The 17176-nt window shown below is 51.3% G+C and carries 16 protein-coding genes and 1 rRNA gene; 7 read left to right on the forward strand and 10 right to left on the reverse strand.

Annotation, left to right across the window (positions count from 1 at the left end; genetic code table 11):
- The 3 genes from EVJ26_RS13740 to EVJ26_RS13750 all read right to left on the reverse strand — a co-directional run.
- Positions 1-111, reverse strand: a 16S ribosomal RNA gene (locus EVJ26_RS13740); the annotation flags it as partial.
- Between the two features lie 291 nt (positions 112-402).
- A complete protein-coding gene (locus EVJ26_RS13745; protein ID WP_236634167.1) occupies positions 403-1578 on the reverse strand; it encodes a PstS family phosphate ABC transporter substrate-binding protein in 1176 nt (391 codons plus the stop codon).
- Positions 1579-1610: 32 nt separating this feature from the next.
- Positions 1611-2477: a nucleotidyltransferase-like protein gene (locus EVJ26_RS13750; RefSeq protein ID WP_131470752.1), complete on the reverse strand. Its 867-nt coding sequence runs from the start codon at positions 2475-2477 to the stop codon at positions 1611-1613.
- Between the two features lie 172 nt (positions 2478-2649).
- On the opposite strand from EVJ26_RS13750, the gene EVJ26_RS13755 reads away from it, so the two are divergent.
- Positions 2650-3009 carry a YgzB family protein gene (locus tag EVJ26_RS13755; protein WP_070328968.1) on the forward strand — a complete coding sequence of 120 codons (360 nt, stop codon included), beginning with the start codon at positions 2650-2652 and terminating at the stop codon, positions 3007-3009.
- 28 nt (positions 3010-3037) lie between these two features.
- On the opposite strand, the gene perR is transcribed toward EVJ26_RS13755, so the two are convergent.
- Positions 3038-3469 carry a peroxide-responsive transcriptional repressor PerR gene (perR, locus tag EVJ26_RS13760; protein ID WP_201738380.1) on the reverse strand — a complete coding sequence of 144 codons (432 nt, stop codon included), beginning with the start codon at positions 3467-3469 and terminating at the stop codon, positions 3038-3040.
- 193 nt (positions 3470-3662) lie between these two features.
- On the opposite strand from perR, the gene EVJ26_RS13765 reads away from it, so the two are divergent.
- Entirely contained in the window at positions 3663-4961 is a 1299-nt protein-coding gene (locus EVJ26_RS13765; protein WP_131456937.1) for a glutamate-1-semialdehyde 2,1-aminomutase, read from the forward strand.
- A 30-nt stretch (positions 4962-4991) separates the two neighbouring features.
- Here the strand turns inward: EVJ26_RS13765 and EVJ26_RS13770 are convergent, their stop codons facing one another.
- Positions 4992-6629, reverse strand: coding sequence for an ABC transporter substrate-binding protein (locus EVJ26_RS13770; RefSeq protein ID WP_161566988.1), 1638 nt, complete (start codon positions 6627-6629; stop codon positions 4992-4994).
- A gap of 92 nt (positions 6630-6721) precedes the next feature.
- Between EVJ26_RS13770 and EVJ26_RS13775 the strand changes: the two genes are divergently transcribed.
- Both EVJ26_RS13775 and EVJ26_RS13780 read left to right on the forward strand, forming a co-directional pair.
- Positions 6722-7954 carry an MFS transporter gene (locus EVJ26_RS13775; RefSeq protein WP_131470746.1) on the forward strand — a complete coding sequence of 411 codons (1233 nt, stop codon included), beginning with the start codon at positions 6722-6724 and terminating at the stop codon, positions 7952-7954.
- 53 nt (positions 7955-8007) lie between these two features.
- Positions 8008-8427, forward strand: a complete 420-nt coding sequence (locus EVJ26_RS13780; protein ID WP_131444189.1) for a thiol-disulfide oxidoreductase DCC family protein — start codon at positions 8008-8010, stop codon at positions 8425-8427.
- Between the two features lie 13 nt (positions 8428-8440).
- On the opposite strand, the gene EVJ26_RS13785 is transcribed toward EVJ26_RS13780, so the two are convergent.
- From EVJ26_RS13785 to mutY, 5 genes are all read right to left on the reverse strand, one after another.
- On the reverse strand, positions 8441-9589 hold the full coding sequence (locus tag EVJ26_RS13785) for a DUF3238 domain-containing protein (RefSeq protein WP_131470748.1): 1149 nt from the start codon (positions 9587-9589) through the stop codon (positions 8441-8443).
- 89 nt (positions 9590-9678) lie between these two features.
- Entirely contained in the window at positions 9679-11427 is a 1749-nt protein-coding gene (locus EVJ26_RS13790; protein WP_131456927.1) for an ABC transporter ATP-binding protein, read from the reverse strand.
- 37 nt (positions 11428-11464) lie between these two features.
- The gene (ntdP, locus tag EVJ26_RS13795) at positions 11465-12007 is read right to left on the reverse strand and encodes a nucleoside tri-diphosphate phosphatase (RefSeq protein WP_021067741.1); all 543 of its coding nucleotides are present in this window, start codon (positions 12005-12007) and stop codon (positions 11465-11467) included.
- A gap of 88 nt (positions 12008-12095) precedes the next feature.
- Positions 12096-12521 carry an SRPBCC family protein gene (locus tag EVJ26_RS13800; protein WP_071399191.1) on the reverse strand — a complete coding sequence of 142 codons (426 nt, stop codon included), beginning with the start codon at positions 12519-12521 and terminating at the stop codon, positions 12096-12098.
- The gene (gene mutY / locus EVJ26_RS13805; RefSeq protein WP_131456925.1) at positions 12508-13542 is read right to left on the reverse strand and encodes an A/G-specific adenine glycosylase; all 1035 of its coding nucleotides are present in this window, start codon (positions 13540-13542) and stop codon (positions 12508-12510) included. The genes EVJ26_RS13800 and mutY overlap by 14 nt, the downstream gene beginning before the upstream one ends.
- 85 nt (positions 13543-13627) lie before the next feature.
- On the opposite strand from mutY, the gene EVJ26_RS13810 reads away from it, so the two are divergent.
- The 3 genes from EVJ26_RS13810 to EVJ26_RS13820 all read left to right on the forward strand — a co-directional run bounded on the left by EVJ26_RS13810 (position 13628) and on the right by EVJ26_RS13820 (position 16919).
- On the forward strand, positions 13628-14611 hold the full coding sequence (locus EVJ26_RS13810) for a metal-dependent hydrolase (RefSeq protein ID WP_070328958.1): 984 nt from the start codon (positions 13628-13630) through the stop codon (positions 14609-14611).
- Between the two features lie 426 nt (positions 14612-15037).
- Positions 15038-16558, forward strand: a complete 1521-nt coding sequence (gene exaC / locus EVJ26_RS13815; RefSeq protein ID WP_070328957.1) for an acetaldehyde dehydrogenase ExaC — start codon at positions 15038-15040, stop codon at positions 16556-16558.
- A gap of 1 nt (position 16559) precedes the next feature.
- The gene (locus EVJ26_RS13820) at positions 16560-16919 is read left to right on the forward strand and encodes a DUF779 domain-containing protein (RefSeq protein WP_131470750.1); all 360 of its coding nucleotides are present in this window, start codon (positions 16560-16562) and stop codon (positions 16917-16919) included.
- Positions 16920-17176: the final 257 nt, after the last annotated feature.

The raw sequence follows: 17176 nt of genomic DNA on the forward strand, positions 1-17176 counted from the left end.
TCATTCCGTCGACTTCCCCCCGAAGGGTTCCGTCGATTTCCTGCGCTCGACTTGCATGTATTAGGCACGCCGCCAGCGTTCGTCCTGAGCCAGGATCAAACTCTCCAAAGAATTTGATATAGCTCTTGAAAATGACGAAGCTTGCGCTTCAATCAAAACTTGTAAAACTTTTTTGCCTCATCGTTCAGTTTTCAAAGTTCGTCTGTCGCGCTTGGCGACTCAATTAATTTATCACGTTTTCTGATTAAAAGTCAACAACTTTTTTTCAAAAATTGTTTTTCTGGAATAATCATTTGCTGTGACAACGTTTATAACTATAATGCCTATTTACCACCGCGTCAATAAAAAATAACAAGAAAATAAAAAAAGATTGGATCTCTGTATTTAGAGACCCAATCCCAATCAATTTGTAGCCAGTGGCACGTATCCTGTCTTTTCAACAAGTGACTGTCCTTCTTCAGACGTCAGCCATTCGATGAACGGCTTATATTGCTCGTATTTGTCGGTCGTCGTGACCGCATAAAACTCGGATGTGATCGGGTACGTCCCGTCCCCGATCGTCTCGACCGTAGGCGCGACATCATCGACCCGTAACAAATTAATCGCATGTTCATCTACCATCTCCGTTGCATAAAAGCGGAACGAGAATCCGATAGCATTTTTGTGGTTTTGATAAGAAGCCGTCTGTTCGATGATGCCACCCATTCCTTCCGGGACATCCTCGACCGGGGCGTCCATAAGCTTTTTGTCCCCCATCAAACGCTGCAAAGCCGTTTGGCTCCCGCTGTCTTCTGGCCGTTGGAACGCTCGAATCGAATCTTTTTTACCACCGACTTCATCCCAACTCGTAATGTCCCCTGCATAGATGTTTTGAATTTGTTCCAATTCGAGCGAGTCGACCGGGTTGTCTTCATGTACGAAAAAGACGAACGCCTCACGGCCGATCGGTGTCATCTGAAACTCTACTCCTTGTCGCTCAGCTACTGCCAACTGTTGATCGGACGGTCCGGCTACAAAGATGATATCCGTTTCCCCTTTAACCAATCGCTCATACGCTGTACCTGTCGTCGTCGAGACGACCGAGCTGACTTCAGGGCTATCGGGGTTATAATCCGCTTCAGGATAAACCGCCTCGACGAATGCAGCATACATCGGATACAGCGCCGTCGCGCCGTCTAGTCGGGGAATGTTTGTTCCAATCTCAAATGTTGAAGGCTTATCGAGTTCAGCCAAATCAGACTTAGGCTTGAACGGTTGATAGTCACGCAACGAGACGCCACGTTCTTCAATCCGTAATCCCGCCGTATACACGTAATATCCTTTCACGGAACTAAAGAAAACAATCCCGACAACCGTTCCAATTAAAGCGATACGTTTGAGTTGTCCTTTCGATAACGACGAAAAGTCATATAGCGCCATAATAACAATCAAGAGAACGACCACGTACCAAATCGTCCAAATGATCGGCCGCTCACTTCCGAGAGGATCGCCCATCGCAAACAATCCTGTCACAATTGATAAGAATCCAGCCGCAACTATAATAAACACACTGCCGAGCAGAAATTTAGTAACCTTCATTCGATTCAGTTTCCCCATTCTCTTCTATATAGTTAAGCAATTTCATAAGCGACCGCTTCGACGCCTACTCCTTTTGTCGGACGTGTCACTGCCCGAACGTAACCTTTCCGGACTAAGAAACCGACGATGCTGCCGAGGTCGACTTTTAACTCTTGTAAGTTCGGGTGATCCATCAACTCCGAGAACGACCATGGTTCGTCACGTTGTTGCATCGCCTGCAAAAGTAACAACGTACCCGGCAAGACTTTAGATTGGATTAAATGTTCCATGCCGATGATGACCAGGTGAATACGTTGTTCGAGTGATTCATGCCCGTTCACGAGTTCGTCGTGAAGCTTATACACTTCTAGGTCGAGTTTACGGACTTGCTTCCATAATACAATCTCCGGGTGGATTCCTGCCTCCAGGATGGAGAGCCGCGCCAAATGCGTGAGCGCATGATGGATTTGGGTGAACGCATCTTGATGCTCTTCCTGTAAGAACAGTCCGCGCCCATCTTCGAAACGTCTAAGCAGTTTGGCGAACGCGAGCGAGAGTTGCAGTCGTTGCTCCTCGTTCGAGAAATTGCGCAACCGCTGCCTGAGCTCGAGCAAAAACTCATTTCGTTCGAACAGCACCATGCCGTCTTCGATCCAATGGATGGCACGCCGATTCTCGTTCATTAGAATCCAACGATCCATCATCGAATCACTGACTATATGAAGAACGATTTTTTCTTGTCCGACTTGATAGTGTTTCACTGTCCAAAATGGTTCTTCCTTCGCTTCAATCACAATCAACAATCGATCTGATTGATCTGTTAATGGATCGCGCGGCCGTTTCTTCTTCACTTCAATGATGCCAAGCGTTGTTTTCAAGGCTGCATATTCTGAATAAATCGTTCGAGTCGCATATTCCATCGTCACCTTGATACCTTCTTTCTAATTAGTAAACGTCAATCGGTTCACACGATTATCTAATCTGATACAAAAATGATTCGCCTTCTTTTGAAATTCTCCTGCCACCGATTGTACGAACTTCTCAGCTTCGAGCAGATGAGCTATAGTAAAGACAGACATGGAGGGATTATGTATGAAAAAACGGGGGAATAAAATCAACCGCGCCAGAAACCTGGCCTTGCTGCTCGTGTTCGCTGGAATTGGGGTCATGTATCTCGGGCTACTCGCCAAAAGCATCGCGTGGCTGATGATTATTTTCATGTTGCTCGGTTTCGTGATGGTACTGTCGAGCTCGGCGCTTTACTTCATCGTCGGCATGGCGTCGACGAAAGCAATCATCGTCACTTGTCCGAACTGTGAGAAAGAGACAAAGATGCTCGGACGTGTCGATCTATGTATGCATTGCGATGAACCGTTGACGATCGATCAATCGCTCGAAGGCAAAGACTTCGATGAGAAGTATAACAAACGCCAATCACACCAGAACGACTAAAAAAAACATCCTCAGCCTGAGGATGTTTTTAATGTTTATGCGCTTGTTCAGTTTGGCAAGCCGGGCACGTCCCGTATACTTCGAGGCGGTGACGATCCACTTTGAAGCCTGTCAATTGAGAAGCGACCGCTTCAATCTCATCAAGGACAGGATAGTTAAAGTCGACGACTTTCCCGCACGTATCACAGATGATGTGATAGTGACGGGATGTCACAAAATCGAACCGGCTCGAAGCGTCACCATAATTCATCTCTTGAACAAGTCCGATATCTTTAAAGACACGTAAGTTGTTATAGACGGTGGCGACACTCATGTTCGGGAATCTACCCGAAAGTGCCTTATAAATGTCATCCGCTGTCGGGTGACTGTGCTCCGTGACGAGGTACTCCAAAATCGCCTGTCGCTGAGGCGTCATTCTGACTCCATGTTCTCGGAGCGACTGAACAGCATGGTCAAGCATTTCGCTTCCCACGTCAATCCCTCATTTCTTTTATTAGAATTTATGCGAAGTGTCTGTTTAGAATTAACCTATTTCTTACATAGTAATCTTTATAAATAGTGTACTGATTTCTAAACCCTTCGTCAAACGTTGAGCTTATGCGGTTGACGGCTGTGATACAATAATTGCGAATTTGTAAAAGGAGGCAATACATATGACAACAACATCAAATCGTAAAACTTCAGACGTTCTATATGAAGACGCATTGACGCATATCGTCGGGGGTGTCAACAGTCCCTCACGTTCGTTCAAAGCGGTCGGCGGCGGTGCCCCGGTTTATATGGAGCGCGGAGAAGGTGCTTATTTTTATGATGTGGACGGCAACCGCTATATCGATTACTTGGCCGCGTATGGACCGATCGTTACCGGCCATGCCCACCCCCATATCCACAACGCCCTCATCGAAGCGTCGGCAAAAGGGCTTCTTTACGGGACGCCTCACGCGCTTGAAGTCGAATTCGCCAAGAAACTAAAAGCGGCGATCCCATCGATGGACAAAGTCCGCTTCACCAATTCTGGAACCGAGGCCGTCATGACGACAATCCGCGTCGCCCGTGCCTACACTGGACGCGAACTCGTCGTCAAGTTCAGTGGCTGCTACCATGGCCATTCCGACTTGATGCTGATTGCGGCGGGAAGCGGACCGGCGACGCTCGGTTCACCCGACTCAGCCGGTGTGACCCGCGCCACGGCGAAAGAAGTTATCACCGTCCCGTTCAACGACGTCGAGTCGTACCGGGCGATGATGAACGAATGGGGCGATCAAGTCGCCTGCGTTCTCGTCGAACCGATCGTCGGAAACTTCGGGATCGTTGAACCAAAACCCGGCTTCTTGCAAGCCATCAACGAGATCACCCATGAACACGGCGCGCTCGTCATTTACGACGAAGTCATCACAGCGTTCCGGTTCACGTACGGAAGCGCCCAACAAGTGTACAACATCGAGCCAGACATGACGGCGCTCGGTAAAATCATCGGTGGTGGACTTCCAATCGGAGCATACGGCGGGAAAGCAGAAATCATGGAGACGGTCGCACCGCTCGGACCCGCTTACCAAGCCGGGACGATGGCCGGAAACCCCGCCTCGATGGCGACCGGACTCGCTTGTCTCGAAGTGCTCGAGCAACCGGGCGTCTATGAAAGATTAGATTCGTTAGGCGCACGTCTCGAAGCAGGTATCCGTGAAGCCGCGAGAACTCACGGCGTCACGATCACGCTTAACCGCCTGAAAGGCGCGCTCACCGTCTACTTCACGGACGAGATCGTCACGGACTACGAAGGAGCCGAGAAGTCGGACGGCGAAATGTTCGGTCGCTTCTTCAAATTGATGCTTGAGAACGGTGTCAACTTGGCCCCCTCGAAATATGAGGCATGGTTCTTGACGACGGAACATACGGAACAAGATATCGATGAGACGATTGCCGCAGTAAATCGCGCGTTCGCACAGCTATAAAAGGAGATGCCGCGGCATCTCCTTTTATGTTTATACGGACGGACGAATCCACAATTGATCATATCGCGGGTGACCGAACACATCGAGCGGTACATCTCCAAAGAAACTCGGAAAGCGGCGCTCACGAGCGACATGATACAGCGGGATGACGAGGGCCGCCTCAGTCAACTGGCGTTCGACTTCGCGATGCAGCATCGACCAAGCGCTCATGTCGGTTTGTTGATAGCGGTCCACCATCGCCCGGAGCTCCACTTCATTCGCGAGCAACTTGCCGACAAGCGACAGTTCACTCGTCAAAAAGGCAAGGAACGCCAAATCAAGATCTTCACTCATCATCTCTCCGCATAAAATCAAATCGGCACGGCAAAGTGTCTCATCTTGTAACAAAGACCCAATCGTATACGTCTCAGTCTCGACGGTAAACCCGGCCGTCCGTAACTGTGTAGCCACGAGCGCCGCGTCTTGCGCCGCCACTTCAAACGGCAAGTGCAACAGCCGGAGCGGACGCTGACAAACCGTTCCCTCCCCGTGCACGTGAACGGGACGACTCGTCTCCGGAAAAAATCCGTGTGCTACTTGGTGGCGCTCTCCTCCCATCTCCACGAACGCCTCTTTTTGAATCGCTCGTTGAATCGCACGACGCGCCGGCGCATCGTCCTTCAACCAGGACTGCCTCATGTTGAACACGAGATAGCGTGCTCCCGCCTCGGCGATCCACTTCACGAGGCTATGGTCGTCACGGGTGCTCCATTTCGCATAATCCGTTTCGGAAAACGTGACGAATTCAACCACATCCAAAGACGGTCTCGGCCGGAGCCCACGCTCGAACGCCCTTAAACGTACGACTTCCTCCGACGTCTGCTCCAGCTTGAACGGCCCCGTCCCCACGACCCCTTCGGCCCCTTGATACGTGATCGAGGCCGGGGTTTGGGCGAGAAGTCGTTCGATATAGGCCATATGTGCTTTCGTATGTAAATCGATGACGTACGATGCTTTGGACTCGATCCGTTCGATCGGTGCGAACAGCCATACTTGTTTGCCATGATCCAATAACCGATTCAACGAGTAGACGATGTCCTTGGCCGATAGCGTCACCCCGTTATGAAACGTTACCCCTTTGCGGATATAGCAACGAAATCCGAACGGCATCTCCTCTATATAGTGGGCGAGCGAGGGCTGGACAGTCGTCCCGTCCCATTCGAACAGGCGGTCGAAGACGTGCCGTGACAAAGACGCCTCCATCGCGATGTGGATATCGAGCGGATCGAGCGATTCGAGCGCTCTCGTCCGGGGAAAAATGAACCGGTCTTCTTCAGTCTGCTCAAAGCCAAAACGGCTCCAAATAAGTGCTTGAATCACTTCTCGCAAGGCGGGTGGCCAGTCCCATTCCAACCACTTGGCCGCATCGGCCATCGAGGCCTGAACGAAAGACTCATCGATCCAAGCTCTCAGGGTTCGGTCAAACTCCGGCTGAAAGCGGAGCACCGATTCATGGCCTCGTCCTTTCCCCGGCCGATACTCCACCCACCCGAACGTTTCCCACGCCTTCATATCCCGTTTCACTTGTTTCTCGCTATAGCCGACCGTATCGACCGCTTCCCGTAGCGTCAGTTCCACTTTGTTCTGTTCCAACGCACGACGATAAATCGCCACCAGCTTCGCATTCATGTCGTTCCCCCTAAAAGTGGACATCTAAAAATCATTTGTCTCTTTTTACCAAGTGTAGTCCACGTTTAAAGTAGTGACAAGGAGGTGCTCGCATGAAATTCAAAGATTTCCCATTAAATGTTCGACTCCGACTCGTCTGCGGCTTTTTTATCCGTATCGTCGGCTCGGCTATCTTTCCATTCATGGCTTTATATTTTTCCGAAGAACTCGGCAAAATCGCCGCTGGAATCATCATGACGTCGTTTGTTGTCGTCGGTTACGTTACCGGCTTGTTTGGCGGGTACTTCTCAGACCGTTTCAACCGCAAGCACGTGCTTCAAATCGGTCAGATCGTCCAAATCCTTTGTTTTATGGGGATGACGGTCGCCATTCATCCGTCGAATAACTGGGCGCTCGTCGTCGCCGTGCTTTACTTCGGTCACGCCGTCGCGAACGGATTGAACTACCCTGCTCTCGAAGCCATCGTCATCGATTCGATGGAAGAGTCGAACCGTAAAGCGATTTACGTGTATGACTACTGGCTCGTCAATTTGGCGATTGCCGGGGGCGTCATGCTCGGAGGTGCTTTTTATCGAGACTATCGTTTCGGACTATTCGTCGGGATGACGCTCGTGTTGACGATCACGACGCTCGTCTTGCAACGTTTTCTCGTTGATAGCTATAAAGGAAACCGTTCGACGTCTGCTAACCCGCTCGTCGGCGTGTATCAAAACTATCGAATCGCACTCAGTGACCGTCGTTGGATGCTGTTCGTCCTCGGTAGTATGCTCGTCTTCTCGACCGAGTTCCATATGGCAAACTATATCGGTGTCCATTTGGCCGAATCGTTCACAGAACGGTCGATCGTCGGCGTCCCGTTTGACGGTGTACGCATGATGGCGTTCATGCAGCTTGAGAACACGTTGCTCGTCGTCGCCATCACGTTCGCGGTGACCGCTTTCGTGAAACGCTACCGGGAAAAGTATATCTTCTTCATCGGCTTATCCTTATACGTGACGGCCTATGCCGCGATTACGTCAATGAACTCGTTCATCACGCTTGCCGTCCTCGCCATCGTCTTCACCATTGGGGAGTTGCTCTATTCACCGATTCGACAAGTGAAACAAATCGACTTGATCGACCCGACTCGACGGGCCTCATACCTCGCCTTCGGAGGCTTGACGTTCCACGGGGCGAAACTTGTCGCCGCAGCCGGCATCGTCGTCGGCGCGTTCATCGGGCCGGTATTCATGAGCGGCTACATGTTCTTATTTGGCGCCCTTGGAGGTTACCTTTATTACGTCTCGCTCTACAAGATGGAGCCTGCCCGTCAGCTCGCCGCTTGACGTTTGAGCATTCGTTCGAACGGATAAAGTCAGGAGAGAAGGAGGCGCTCCCTATGCCAGCCATTGTGTTATTTGACGGAGACTGCAACTTTTGTGACGCCAGTGTGCAGTTCATCTTAAATCGTGATTCAACAGGAAACTTCCATTTCGCCTCACTTCAAGGTGAGGCCGGACAAGCAATCCGAAAACGTCATCGTATCCCGGATACGGTCGATAGCATCGTTTTGATCAAAGGCGGCGTCCCTTATTTGAAATCGGACGCGGCGACCCGAATCGCCGAGGGGTTGGACGGGAACTGGCGGATGCTTCGCTTCATCCGACTCGTCCCTAAACCGCTTCGTGATTTTGGTTACGACATCATCGCGAACAACCGCTATCGCTGGTTCGGTCAGAAAGAGACGTGCAAACTACCGACCCCAGAAGAACGGAGTCGCTTTATCGACCAAACACCAAACCAGCCGACTCATCAATGAGCCGGCTGGTTTTTTAGTCCATGCATGTCAAGTACGTCCAGTGGCACTCCGGCATCGGATTGCCCATAAAGCTGACCCCAAGGTCGTCCGCCCGGTGGATCGTCATCCACGGTGCATCGCCGACTTGGACGTAGACTTCATGATGCGGCGACTGGGTGTGACTTCCGGACAGTTTGAACGTCGCACTGTTTTTAAGTGCCGTGACGATGGTGTATTTAATATCCGGCGCAACGACGAGCGGATTGCCTACCGAATGTTGCAAACGAAATGCAGCTTTCCCCCGCTCGATGTCGACATCTTCTACATACACGCGGTCGACCGAAGCGACGTCTTCGCCCGTCAATCGATGATGCTTCGTATACCCGCGGGTAACGTTCGCATCTTTTTTTAACGAGATAATCGGAATATCGGTCAACCCCTCGACTTTCACTTCCGTCCGGGTCCGGTATTCGGTCGCATGGACGTTATAAGGACGTCCGTCCCCTTCAAAATACGGATGCGGTGACATCAGGTTCGGGTTTTTAATCATCGGCGGACGAATGAACGTCTGGACACGCAGGTTAATGCCGTCGACCGTGGCCACGTCCGGACGTGTCGGACTGACGAGGAAATACATCGTGTAGAGCTCCTTGTCACGTCTCGTATCCGACTTCATCTCTTTCGCGAGCGACATCGCTTTTCCGACCATATGCACGAGACGGGTCCCCGGTTTATCATCTCGCTTGACCGGACGCAAAGCCCGAACTTCATAGAGCGTCGGTTGTTCGAGCGGTGTCTCGTCGATGTATCCGCTCCCGACGATTTCCGCGATACGGCGTCCTTCACGATATACCGCATACGTGTCGACGTCCGCGATTGGGTCCCACTGTAAATACGTTCCGCTCGGCGCCACGACCGCCGACGTCAGATGACGATTCCAATACAAGTCGTCGTTTGGATTAACGGCCGCAGTATACAGTTTTGCCACTTCGCCAAACTCGTCCGAGATGCGGTAAGCGACTTGCTCCCCAACGCTCGTCTCCCGGTCGACATAATGCTGATCCGTCCCCTCATATACGTACTTCCCGTTGCGTGTCACGCGCACTTTCCCATCAAACGACCACGTTAACTCTAACCCGTTGTTGAGCGGACGGACATTGATCAATCCTTCCCCATTTATCATCGTGTCATCCCCCTTTTGGCATGTCGTTTCTTCATTCCCGTCTACTAGATACGGAAAACAAAAAAAGACTTCGAGTTGAACTCGAAGCCTCACTCCACGACAGCTAAGTCTTGGATCATATACAAATCATAGTAAGCGCCACGGCGACGCATCAATTCTTCATGCGTTCCCGCTTCCATGATTCGACCGTTGTCGACGACGACAATTTTATCGGCGTCGGTGATCGTTGATAGGCGGTGGGCGACGATGAGCGTCGTCCGTCCTTTCGTCAATCTTGCGAGCGAATCTTGGATCATCGACTCACTCTCGAGGTCGAGCGCACTCGTCGCCTCATCGAGAATGATGATCGGCGGATGTTTGAGGAAGACGCGGGCGATGGCAAGACGTTGCTTCTGTCCCCCCGACAGCTTCACGCCTTTTTCTCCGACCGGCGTGTTGTAACCGTCCTGCAAGTTCATGATGAACTCGTGGGCGTTGGCCGCTTTCGCAGCGGCGATGACGGCATCGTCCGTCGCTTCCGGATTTCCCATCCGGATGTTCATGGCGACCGACTCACTGAAGAGAACCGAATCTTGCATGACCATACCGATTTGGTCGCGAAGGGCCCGGAGTTTAAAGTCACGGACATCGACGCCGTCGATTTTGATACTGCCGTCCGTCACGTCATAAAAGCGTGGAATCAAACTGACGAGCGTCGATTTCCCGCCGCCGGACATGCCGACGAAGGCGATCCGTTCCCCGGACCGGATGTGCAGGCTGACGTCATGCAAAGCACGCGTCCCTTCTTTCTCATAGGCAAAGCCGACACGATCGAGTTCGATATCCCCGGCCGTCTGCACCGGCACGAACGCATCGCGTTTCTGTTCGATATCATACGGCTCATCGAGAAATTCAAAGACCCGGTCCATCGACGCGACCGACTGCGTGAGCGTCGTCGCCGAGTTGACGAGACGACCGAGCGGTGCGTAGAGGCGGTCGATATAAGCGATGAAAGCGACGAGTGTCCCGAGCGAGACCTGTTCTTGTAACACGAGCCAAGAAGCCGACGTAAAGATTAAGATCGGCGCGATGTCCGTGATTGTCGAAACGACGACGTACGTCTTCGCATTCCAACCTGTATGGCGAAGTGCGGCTTTCAAGAAGCCACCGTTCTGTTCTTCAAACGCCTTGTTCTCATACGGCTCGAGCGCGAAACTGCGGATGACAGCCATACCGTTGACACGTTCGGTCAAATGGCCTTGAAGATCAGCGAGTGCGGCCGAGCGTTCCCGGGTGAGGCGGCGCAAGCGTCCATAGAAGTAGCGGACGGCGATCGCATAAAACGGGAGCGGCAAGATAGCGATGAGCGTCAGTTGCGGGTCGATCGTATACATGATGGCGATCGCGATCAAAATCGTGACCATATCGAGCCAAATGTTCATGAGTCCCGTGATGACAAAGTCTTTCGTCTGCTCGACATCGTTAATGATACGCGAGATGATTTGCCCGGTCTTATTGTTCGAATAGTAACGAAGCGATAGCTTTTGCACGTGGTCGAACAATCGGTTCCGAACGTCGAACAAAATTCGTGTTGCGGCCCATTGTGCCAAATATTGCCGCAAATACTCGATCGGCGGCTTCAAGACGAGGAAGATGAAGAAGACGATGCTGAACAACCAAACGAGCTCAGTGTAATCCGTCGCCGGGTCCGGGTCCGTCAAATATTTATCGATCACATGTCTATAAAGTAGCGGCAATCCGAGAGGGATTGAGAATTTCAAGATCCCGACGAAAATCGTCAAAGCAATTTGTTTTTTATATGGTTTTACGAACTGTAAATAGCGTCTAACACTTCCCATAGAGCCCTCCTTCAAGAAAAAAAGCGGAGATGAGTATTCATCTCCGGTAACGTGCTTCGTATTCGCGATACCATTCATCGACGAATGTTGGGTTGAACGGCCCTTTCCGTCCTCGAATCCAGTTGATAAGTTCTTGAACGTTCTGTTTCAAGATTCGATCAATCGCTTTCGGATAATTCATTTCGCGACGATGCCGCTCATATTCATCCTCATCTAAAATCGTGTACGACATATCCGGGAACACTTTAATATCTAAATCGTAGTCAATGTACTTGATGGCTCGTTCTGCCCCATCGAACGTTGTCGGCGAACCTAGATTACAGTAGTAGTAAATCCCGTCTTCGCGAATCATACAGATGACATTAAACCAAAACTCAGATGAAAAGTAGCAAATTGCCGGCTCTCTTGTTCTCCATTGCCGGCCGTCTGATTCACTGACCATGATGCGGTCGTTGAACCCAATCATATCCGTTTTTGACGATTGAAGGACGAGCGTTTCTTCCCAAACGCGATGCAAAGTCCCGTTGTGCTTGTAGCTCTGTATCTCGATCTTGCTACCTGCTTTGGGAAATAAGCTCATAAGCTCCTCCTTTCCGCTATGATGCTGTACATTCTCATTTTTAATTATAGCGACTTTCAGAACCAATGAAAAAGGAAATCTCTTATTTTCACGAATTTAGTGCTTTTTGGAAGGCGACGGCTCGTCCTGCGAACATCGGGCGGAGAATAAACTGCTCGACAATCGCTTCGGGTAAGTAACTATCGAACGTCACTTCATCGACCATGACGGCCTTCCCATCGACTTCTTTCACACTGTGAACGTGACAAAACCGTTTGAACGGGAACGGCAAAGTCACACCTTGGTCACAAAATGCGTGCCGCCCCGCTAACGTGATCGCACTGATCCACGGCAGCGTGACCGGTCCGACACCGACACGGAGATGGATTCGATTACCTTCTACGGATGCGCCATCTCCGACGAGCGTCACTTCTGGAAACGTCGTCAGTTCAGATAAAAGCGACGCGTCTTGCAACAATTCCCACAACGCCTCGACGGAAGTGTCGAACGGCGTTTCGACGTCAAACTGTCTCATTTCTATCCCCTACCAATCGTTCTAGTTTTTGTTGGGCAACCGACACGGTCAACACATCCCGCTCGTCCCCGGCGAGCCAAATCCAATCCTCGTCCGGCAACGTTTCGACCTCATATAAGTCGACGTACCAGATGATGTGTGAAAACACGTGTTTCACTTGTCCAATATAGGTTCCGTTTAACTGTTCCCCCGTTCCACGATCTGTAAGCGGGTATTGCCACATTCCCGCGAGCAGACCTGTATCGGGCCGCTGAACGTAGGCGATGCGACCGTCACGTTTACAGTAGAGGGCATCGAACATCTCGATCCGGGCCGCTCCTTTTTTCGTCTTGACCGGAAGCTCATCCTGGACGTGATGCGCATAGGCGTAACATTCGTCTTGGACCGGACAGAGCGAGCACATCGGATTTTTCGGGGTACAGACGGTCGCACCGAGCTCCATGACAGCTTCATTAAAATCGGAGGCGTGCTCCGGGTCCATCAGGCGCCGAATGACTTGATCAAAAATCTTCCGTGTTTTTGGTACGGCGATATCTTCATAGATGCCAAACTGGCGGGCCATAACGCGCATGACGTTCCCGTCGACGGCAGGCTCGGGCTGATTGTAGGCGATCGAGAGCACGGCTCCGGTCGTATACGGACCGACCCCTTTCAATTTTTCAAACAGTTCTTTTTCCTCCGGTACGACGCCGTCATACGTAGAGACGACTTCTTTTACCGCTTGATGGAGGTTACGGACGCGCGAGTAGTATCCAAGCCCTTCCCAATATTTGACGACCTCGTCGGGGTGCGCATCTGCTAAGTCCTCGATCGTCGGGAAGCGGTCCATGAATCGGTTGTAATAAGGGATGACCGTATCGACACGCGTCTGTTGGAGCATGACTTCGCTCACCCACACCCGGTACGGATTTTTCCCGTGTCGCCACGGCAAATCGCGTTTTTCACGATCGAACCAGGTGAGTAAATTTTCATTGAACTGACGAATAGTATAATTTGTGAACAATTTATCAATATCGAGCATTTTGTTTCCCCTCGTTTTAAAAATATTGTATGATGGTAGCGATCATTGAACGTCGTTTCTTTATTAACGGAGGTGCTGAAGCACATTGGATACTGCGACACACATTGGAATGGGCCTTGGTTTAAGCGCCCTTGCGACACTTAGCCCGGAAGTAGCAGGCGACTCGCAAATGTTCTTGGCTATGACGGCTACCGCTCTTGTCGGTTCGCATGCGCCAGACTTTGACACCGTCTTCAAACTTAAAGGAAACAGCACTTATTTACGCCAGCACCGCGGTCTTTCACACGGAATCACCGCACTTCTTGCTTGGCCGATCATCGTCAGTGCCATCATCGGTATGGTACTTGGCGTCAACCCTGCTTCATTATGGGTCATGGCACAAATCGCGGTATTGTTACACGTCACCGTCGACTTGTTCAACGCTTACGGGACGCAAGCCCTGCAACCTTTCTCGAAGAAATGGATTGGCTGGGGCGTCATCGGAACGTTTGACCCTTACTTGTTCTCTGCTTATTACGGGGCATATGTATTATGGCTTATCACAGGGGCAACTGTCCCGATTTTTGCACTGCTCATTGCGCTCGTTATCAGTTACTATGCGATTCAGTTCAAACTACGTAACCGTGCGCTCGCAACGGTCGCCCGTCACTTCGCCGGAGCCCATGAGCTCTTCATCTCACCGGGTATCGGTTGGGACGACTGGCACGTCGCCGTTCGTTTCCGCAACGGACTCGGTGCGGTCAAAGTGAAAAAAGGTGAAGTCATCGAATGTGGCCGCTTCCGTGACAAGGCGATGCCTGGCGAAGACGACCTGCATTTCGTCGAAGCACGTAAAAATGCAGACTTGCAGTCGTTCTTGGCATTTTCAAAAATTCACACATACACGGTCACACGTCATAACGGCATGATCGAGTACCGGTTCACAAACTTGCGCTACTTCTCGAAAGACATCTACCCGTTCGTCGCTGTCGTCATCGTCGACGAAGAGTCGAACGAAGTCTTGTCTTCGTTCACCGGTTGGGTGTTCAGCGAAGAAAGCTTACAAAAGAAACTTGTCTATGAACAGTAAAAAGTCGCTCTCACGAGCGACTTTTTCTTATGCTTCAGACTCCGTGAATTGGAGCTCGGATTCGAACGTCTCCTCGCGCGTCGTCCCCCGAATCGTCAAGTTACCGGTCAAAACGAACTCGTCAGGCTGCCCGTTCGCATTAACCGCAAACTCGATAAACGTGATTAAGCTTTGCGCCGGGTCGACCTAATATGTTTTTGCCGTGAGTGCGTCCACTCCTTCGATTTGAAATTGATTCCACGATACTCTGTTTGTGGCAAATATTGGATTCAAAACATCTCGACAGAATTGTGTCAAATTATTGTCAAAAAATTTTGACTTTTATCACTACAACCCGTTAGGATGAAAAAGGGAGCTATTGGCTTACTACAAAATGTAAGCGCATACATCAAACCCCTATACTTTACGGAAAAGGGAGGAACGATCATGATTTATGAAGTACCGAACTCTGCAGGCACGAAAGTCCAGTTCAAGGACCGCTATGAGAACTACATCAACGGAAAGTGGACAGCACCTTCAGGGGGAGACTATTTTGAGAACACCTCTCCGGTAAATGGTAAAGTGTTATGCGAGGTCGCGCGGTCGACGAAAGAAGATATCGAACTGGCACTGGACGCGGCCCATGCCGCCAAAGGCGCCTGGGGCAAAACATCGGTCACCGAACGCTCGGTCATTTTAAACAAGATTGCCGACCGAATGGAAGAAAACCTTGAGATGCTCGCTTACGCGGAGACGTGGGAGAATGGGAAAGCCGTCCGTGAGACGTTGAACGCCGACCTGCCGCTCGCGATTGATCACTTCCGCTATTTCGCCGGCGTCATCCGCTCGCAAGAAGGCGGCATCAGCGAGCTCGACAACGACACGGTCGCCTATCACTTCGCGGAACCGCTCGGCGTCGTCGCTCAAATCATCCCATGGAACTTCCCGATTTTGATGGCAATCTGGAAAGTCGCACCGGCACTCGCCGCCGGTAACTGTATCGTCTTAAAACCGGCCGAACAGACACCGGCTTCGATCATGGTACTGATGGAGCTGATCGAAGACTTGCTGCCACCAGGCGTTCTCAACATCGTCAATGGCTTCGGACTCGAGGCCGGGAAGCCGCTCGCGTCGAGTAACCGTGTCGACAAAGTCGCGTTCACTGGCGAAACGACGACGGGCCGATTGATTATGCAATACGCGTCGCAAAACATCATCCCGGTGACGCTCGAACTCGGAGGCAAGTCGCCGAATATCTTCTTCGCCGACATCATGGACGCGGACGATGATTTCTTTGACAAAGCGATCGAAGGGCTCGTCATGTTCGCGTTAAACCAAGGCGAAGTGTGCACGTGTCCATCGCGCGCCCTCATCCACGAGTCGATTTATGAGCCGTTTATGGCACGCGTCCTCGAGCGCGTCAAAGCGATCAAGCTCGGCAACCCGCTCGACCCTGACGTTATGATGGGTGCTCAAGCATCGAACGAACAGCTGGAGAAGGTTTTATCGTATCTTGAGATCGGAAAAGCCGAAGGAGCCGAATGTTTGATTGGCGGTGAGCGCAACATGATGGACGGTGACCTCGCCGACGGCTATTACGTTCAACCGACCATCTTTAAAGGTCACAACAAGATGCGCATCTTCCAAGAAGAAATCTTTGGTCCAGTCTTGTCGGTGACGACGTTCAAGGACGACGCGGACGCGCTCGCCATTGCGAACGATACGCTCTATGGACTCGGCGCCGGTGTATGGACACGCGATATGAACCGGGCCTATCGGTTCGGCCGTGAGATTCAAGCGGGTCGTGTCTGGATCAACTGTTACCATCAATATCCGGCCCATGCCGCGTTCGGCGGTTACAAAATGTCCGGGATCGGCCGTGAGAACCACAAGATGATGCTCAACCATTACCAACGCACGAAAAATATGCTCGTCAGCTACAGCGAACAAAAACTCGGGTTCTTTTAAGATGGTGCGTCGCGTCGAGGCCACCCCCGCCACGCTCGCGCTCCTCGAGCAGTTGATTGCGAAACACGGTCCGCTCCTGTTCCACCAGTCGGGCGGTTGCTGTGACGGGAGCTCACCGATGTGCTTCCCGCAAGATGAGTTCATGATTGGCGATCACGACGTCCTGCTCGGAGAGATCGGCGGCTGTCCGTTCTATATCCACGAGAAGCAGTATGAGTATTGGAAGCACACCCAGCTCATCATCGACGTCGTCGACGGCCGGGGCGGCATGTTCTCGGTCGAAGGCGTCGAAGGAAAACGGTTTTTGAGCCGTTCCCGCGTGTTCACAGACGAAGAGCGTGCCGAGTTGCAACAGATGTGAATGGAGTACCCCTTCTACAAACACAAAAAGTCCCGCTCAACGTTTGAGGAGGGCACTGAAAAACCTCCGCTCTATCCGAGCGTGAACAGAAAAAAGGGCGATTGGACCGACTCAAGTCGGGACAATCGCCCTTTTTCCTTGCCCTTATCCTGTTTTTTCTTTTGAGAGGGTGATGATCCGCTTCAGGTTTACCGCGATGATCGCCATCACGCTCTGTAACGTCATGCCTTTCAGGTCTGACGTTTTGTTTCGCGCCA

The sequence above is a fragment of the Exiguobacterium sp. SH3S1 genome (assembly GCF_004337105.1).
Taxonomy (GTDB): Bacteria; Bacillota; Bacilli; order Exiguobacteriales; family Exiguobacteriaceae; genus Exiguobacterium; species Exiguobacterium aurantiacum_A.

Excerpts from the sequence above, each read along its gene's own strand:
- EVJ26_RS13780 (WP_131444189.1), top strand. The coding sequence starts at position 8,008 with ATGCCAGCCATTGTGTTATTTGACGGAGACTGCAACTTTTGTGACGCC.
- exaC (WP_070328957.1), top strand. The coding sequence starts at position 15,038 with ATGATTTATGAAGTACCGAACTCTGCAGGCACGAAAGTCCAGTTCAAG.
- perR (WP_201738380.1), bottom strand. The coding sequence starts at position 3,469 with ATGCTTGACCATGCTGTTCAGTCGCTCCGAGAACATGGAGTCAGAATG.
- EVJ26_RS13750 (WP_131470752.1), bottom strand. The coding sequence starts at position 2,477 with ATGGAATATGCGACTCGAACGATTTATTCAGAATATGCAGCCTTGAAA.
- EVJ26_RS13790 (WP_131456927.1), bottom strand. The coding sequence starts at position 11,427 with ATGGGAAGTGTTAGACGCTATTTACAGTTCGTAAAACCATATAAAAAA.
- EVJ26_RS13765 (WP_131456937.1), top strand. The coding sequence starts at position 3,663 with ATGACAACAACATCAAATCGTAAAACTTCAGACGTTCTATATGAAGAC.
- EVJ26_RS13755 (WP_070328968.1), top strand. The coding sequence starts at position 2,650 with ATGAAAAAACGGGGGAATAAAATCAACCGCGCCAGAAACCTGGCCTTG.
- EVJ26_RS13800 (WP_071399191.1), bottom strand. The coding sequence starts at position 12,521 with ATGAGACAGTTTGACGTCGAAACGCCGTTCGACACTTCCGTCGAGGCG.
- EVJ26_RS13785 (WP_131470748.1), bottom strand. The coding sequence starts at position 9,589 with ATGATAAATGGGGAAGGATTGATCAATGTCCGTCCGCTCAACAACGGG.
- EVJ26_RS13775 (WP_131470746.1), top strand. The coding sequence starts at position 6,722 with ATGAAATTCAAAGATTTCCCATTAAATGTTCGACTCCGACTCGTCTGC.
- EVJ26_RS13745 (WP_236634167.1), bottom strand. The coding sequence starts at position 1,578 with ATGAAGGTTACTAAATTTCTGCTCGGCAGTGTGTTTATTATAGTTGCG.
- ntdP (WP_021067741.1), bottom strand. The coding sequence starts at position 12,007 with ATGAGCTTATTTCCCAAAGCAGGTAGCAAGATCGAGATACAGAGCTAC.
- mutY (WP_131456925.1), bottom strand. The coding sequence starts at position 13,542 with ATGCTCGATATTGATAAATTGTTCACAAATTATACTATTCGTCAGTTC.
- EVJ26_RS13820 (WP_131470750.1), top strand. The coding sequence starts at position 16,560 with ATGGTGCGTCGCGTCGAGGCCACCCCCGCCACGCTCGCGCTCCTCGAG.
- EVJ26_RS13770 (WP_161566988.1), bottom strand. The coding sequence starts at position 6,629 with ATGAATGCGAAGCTGGTGGCGATTTATCGTCGTGCGTTGGAACAGAAC.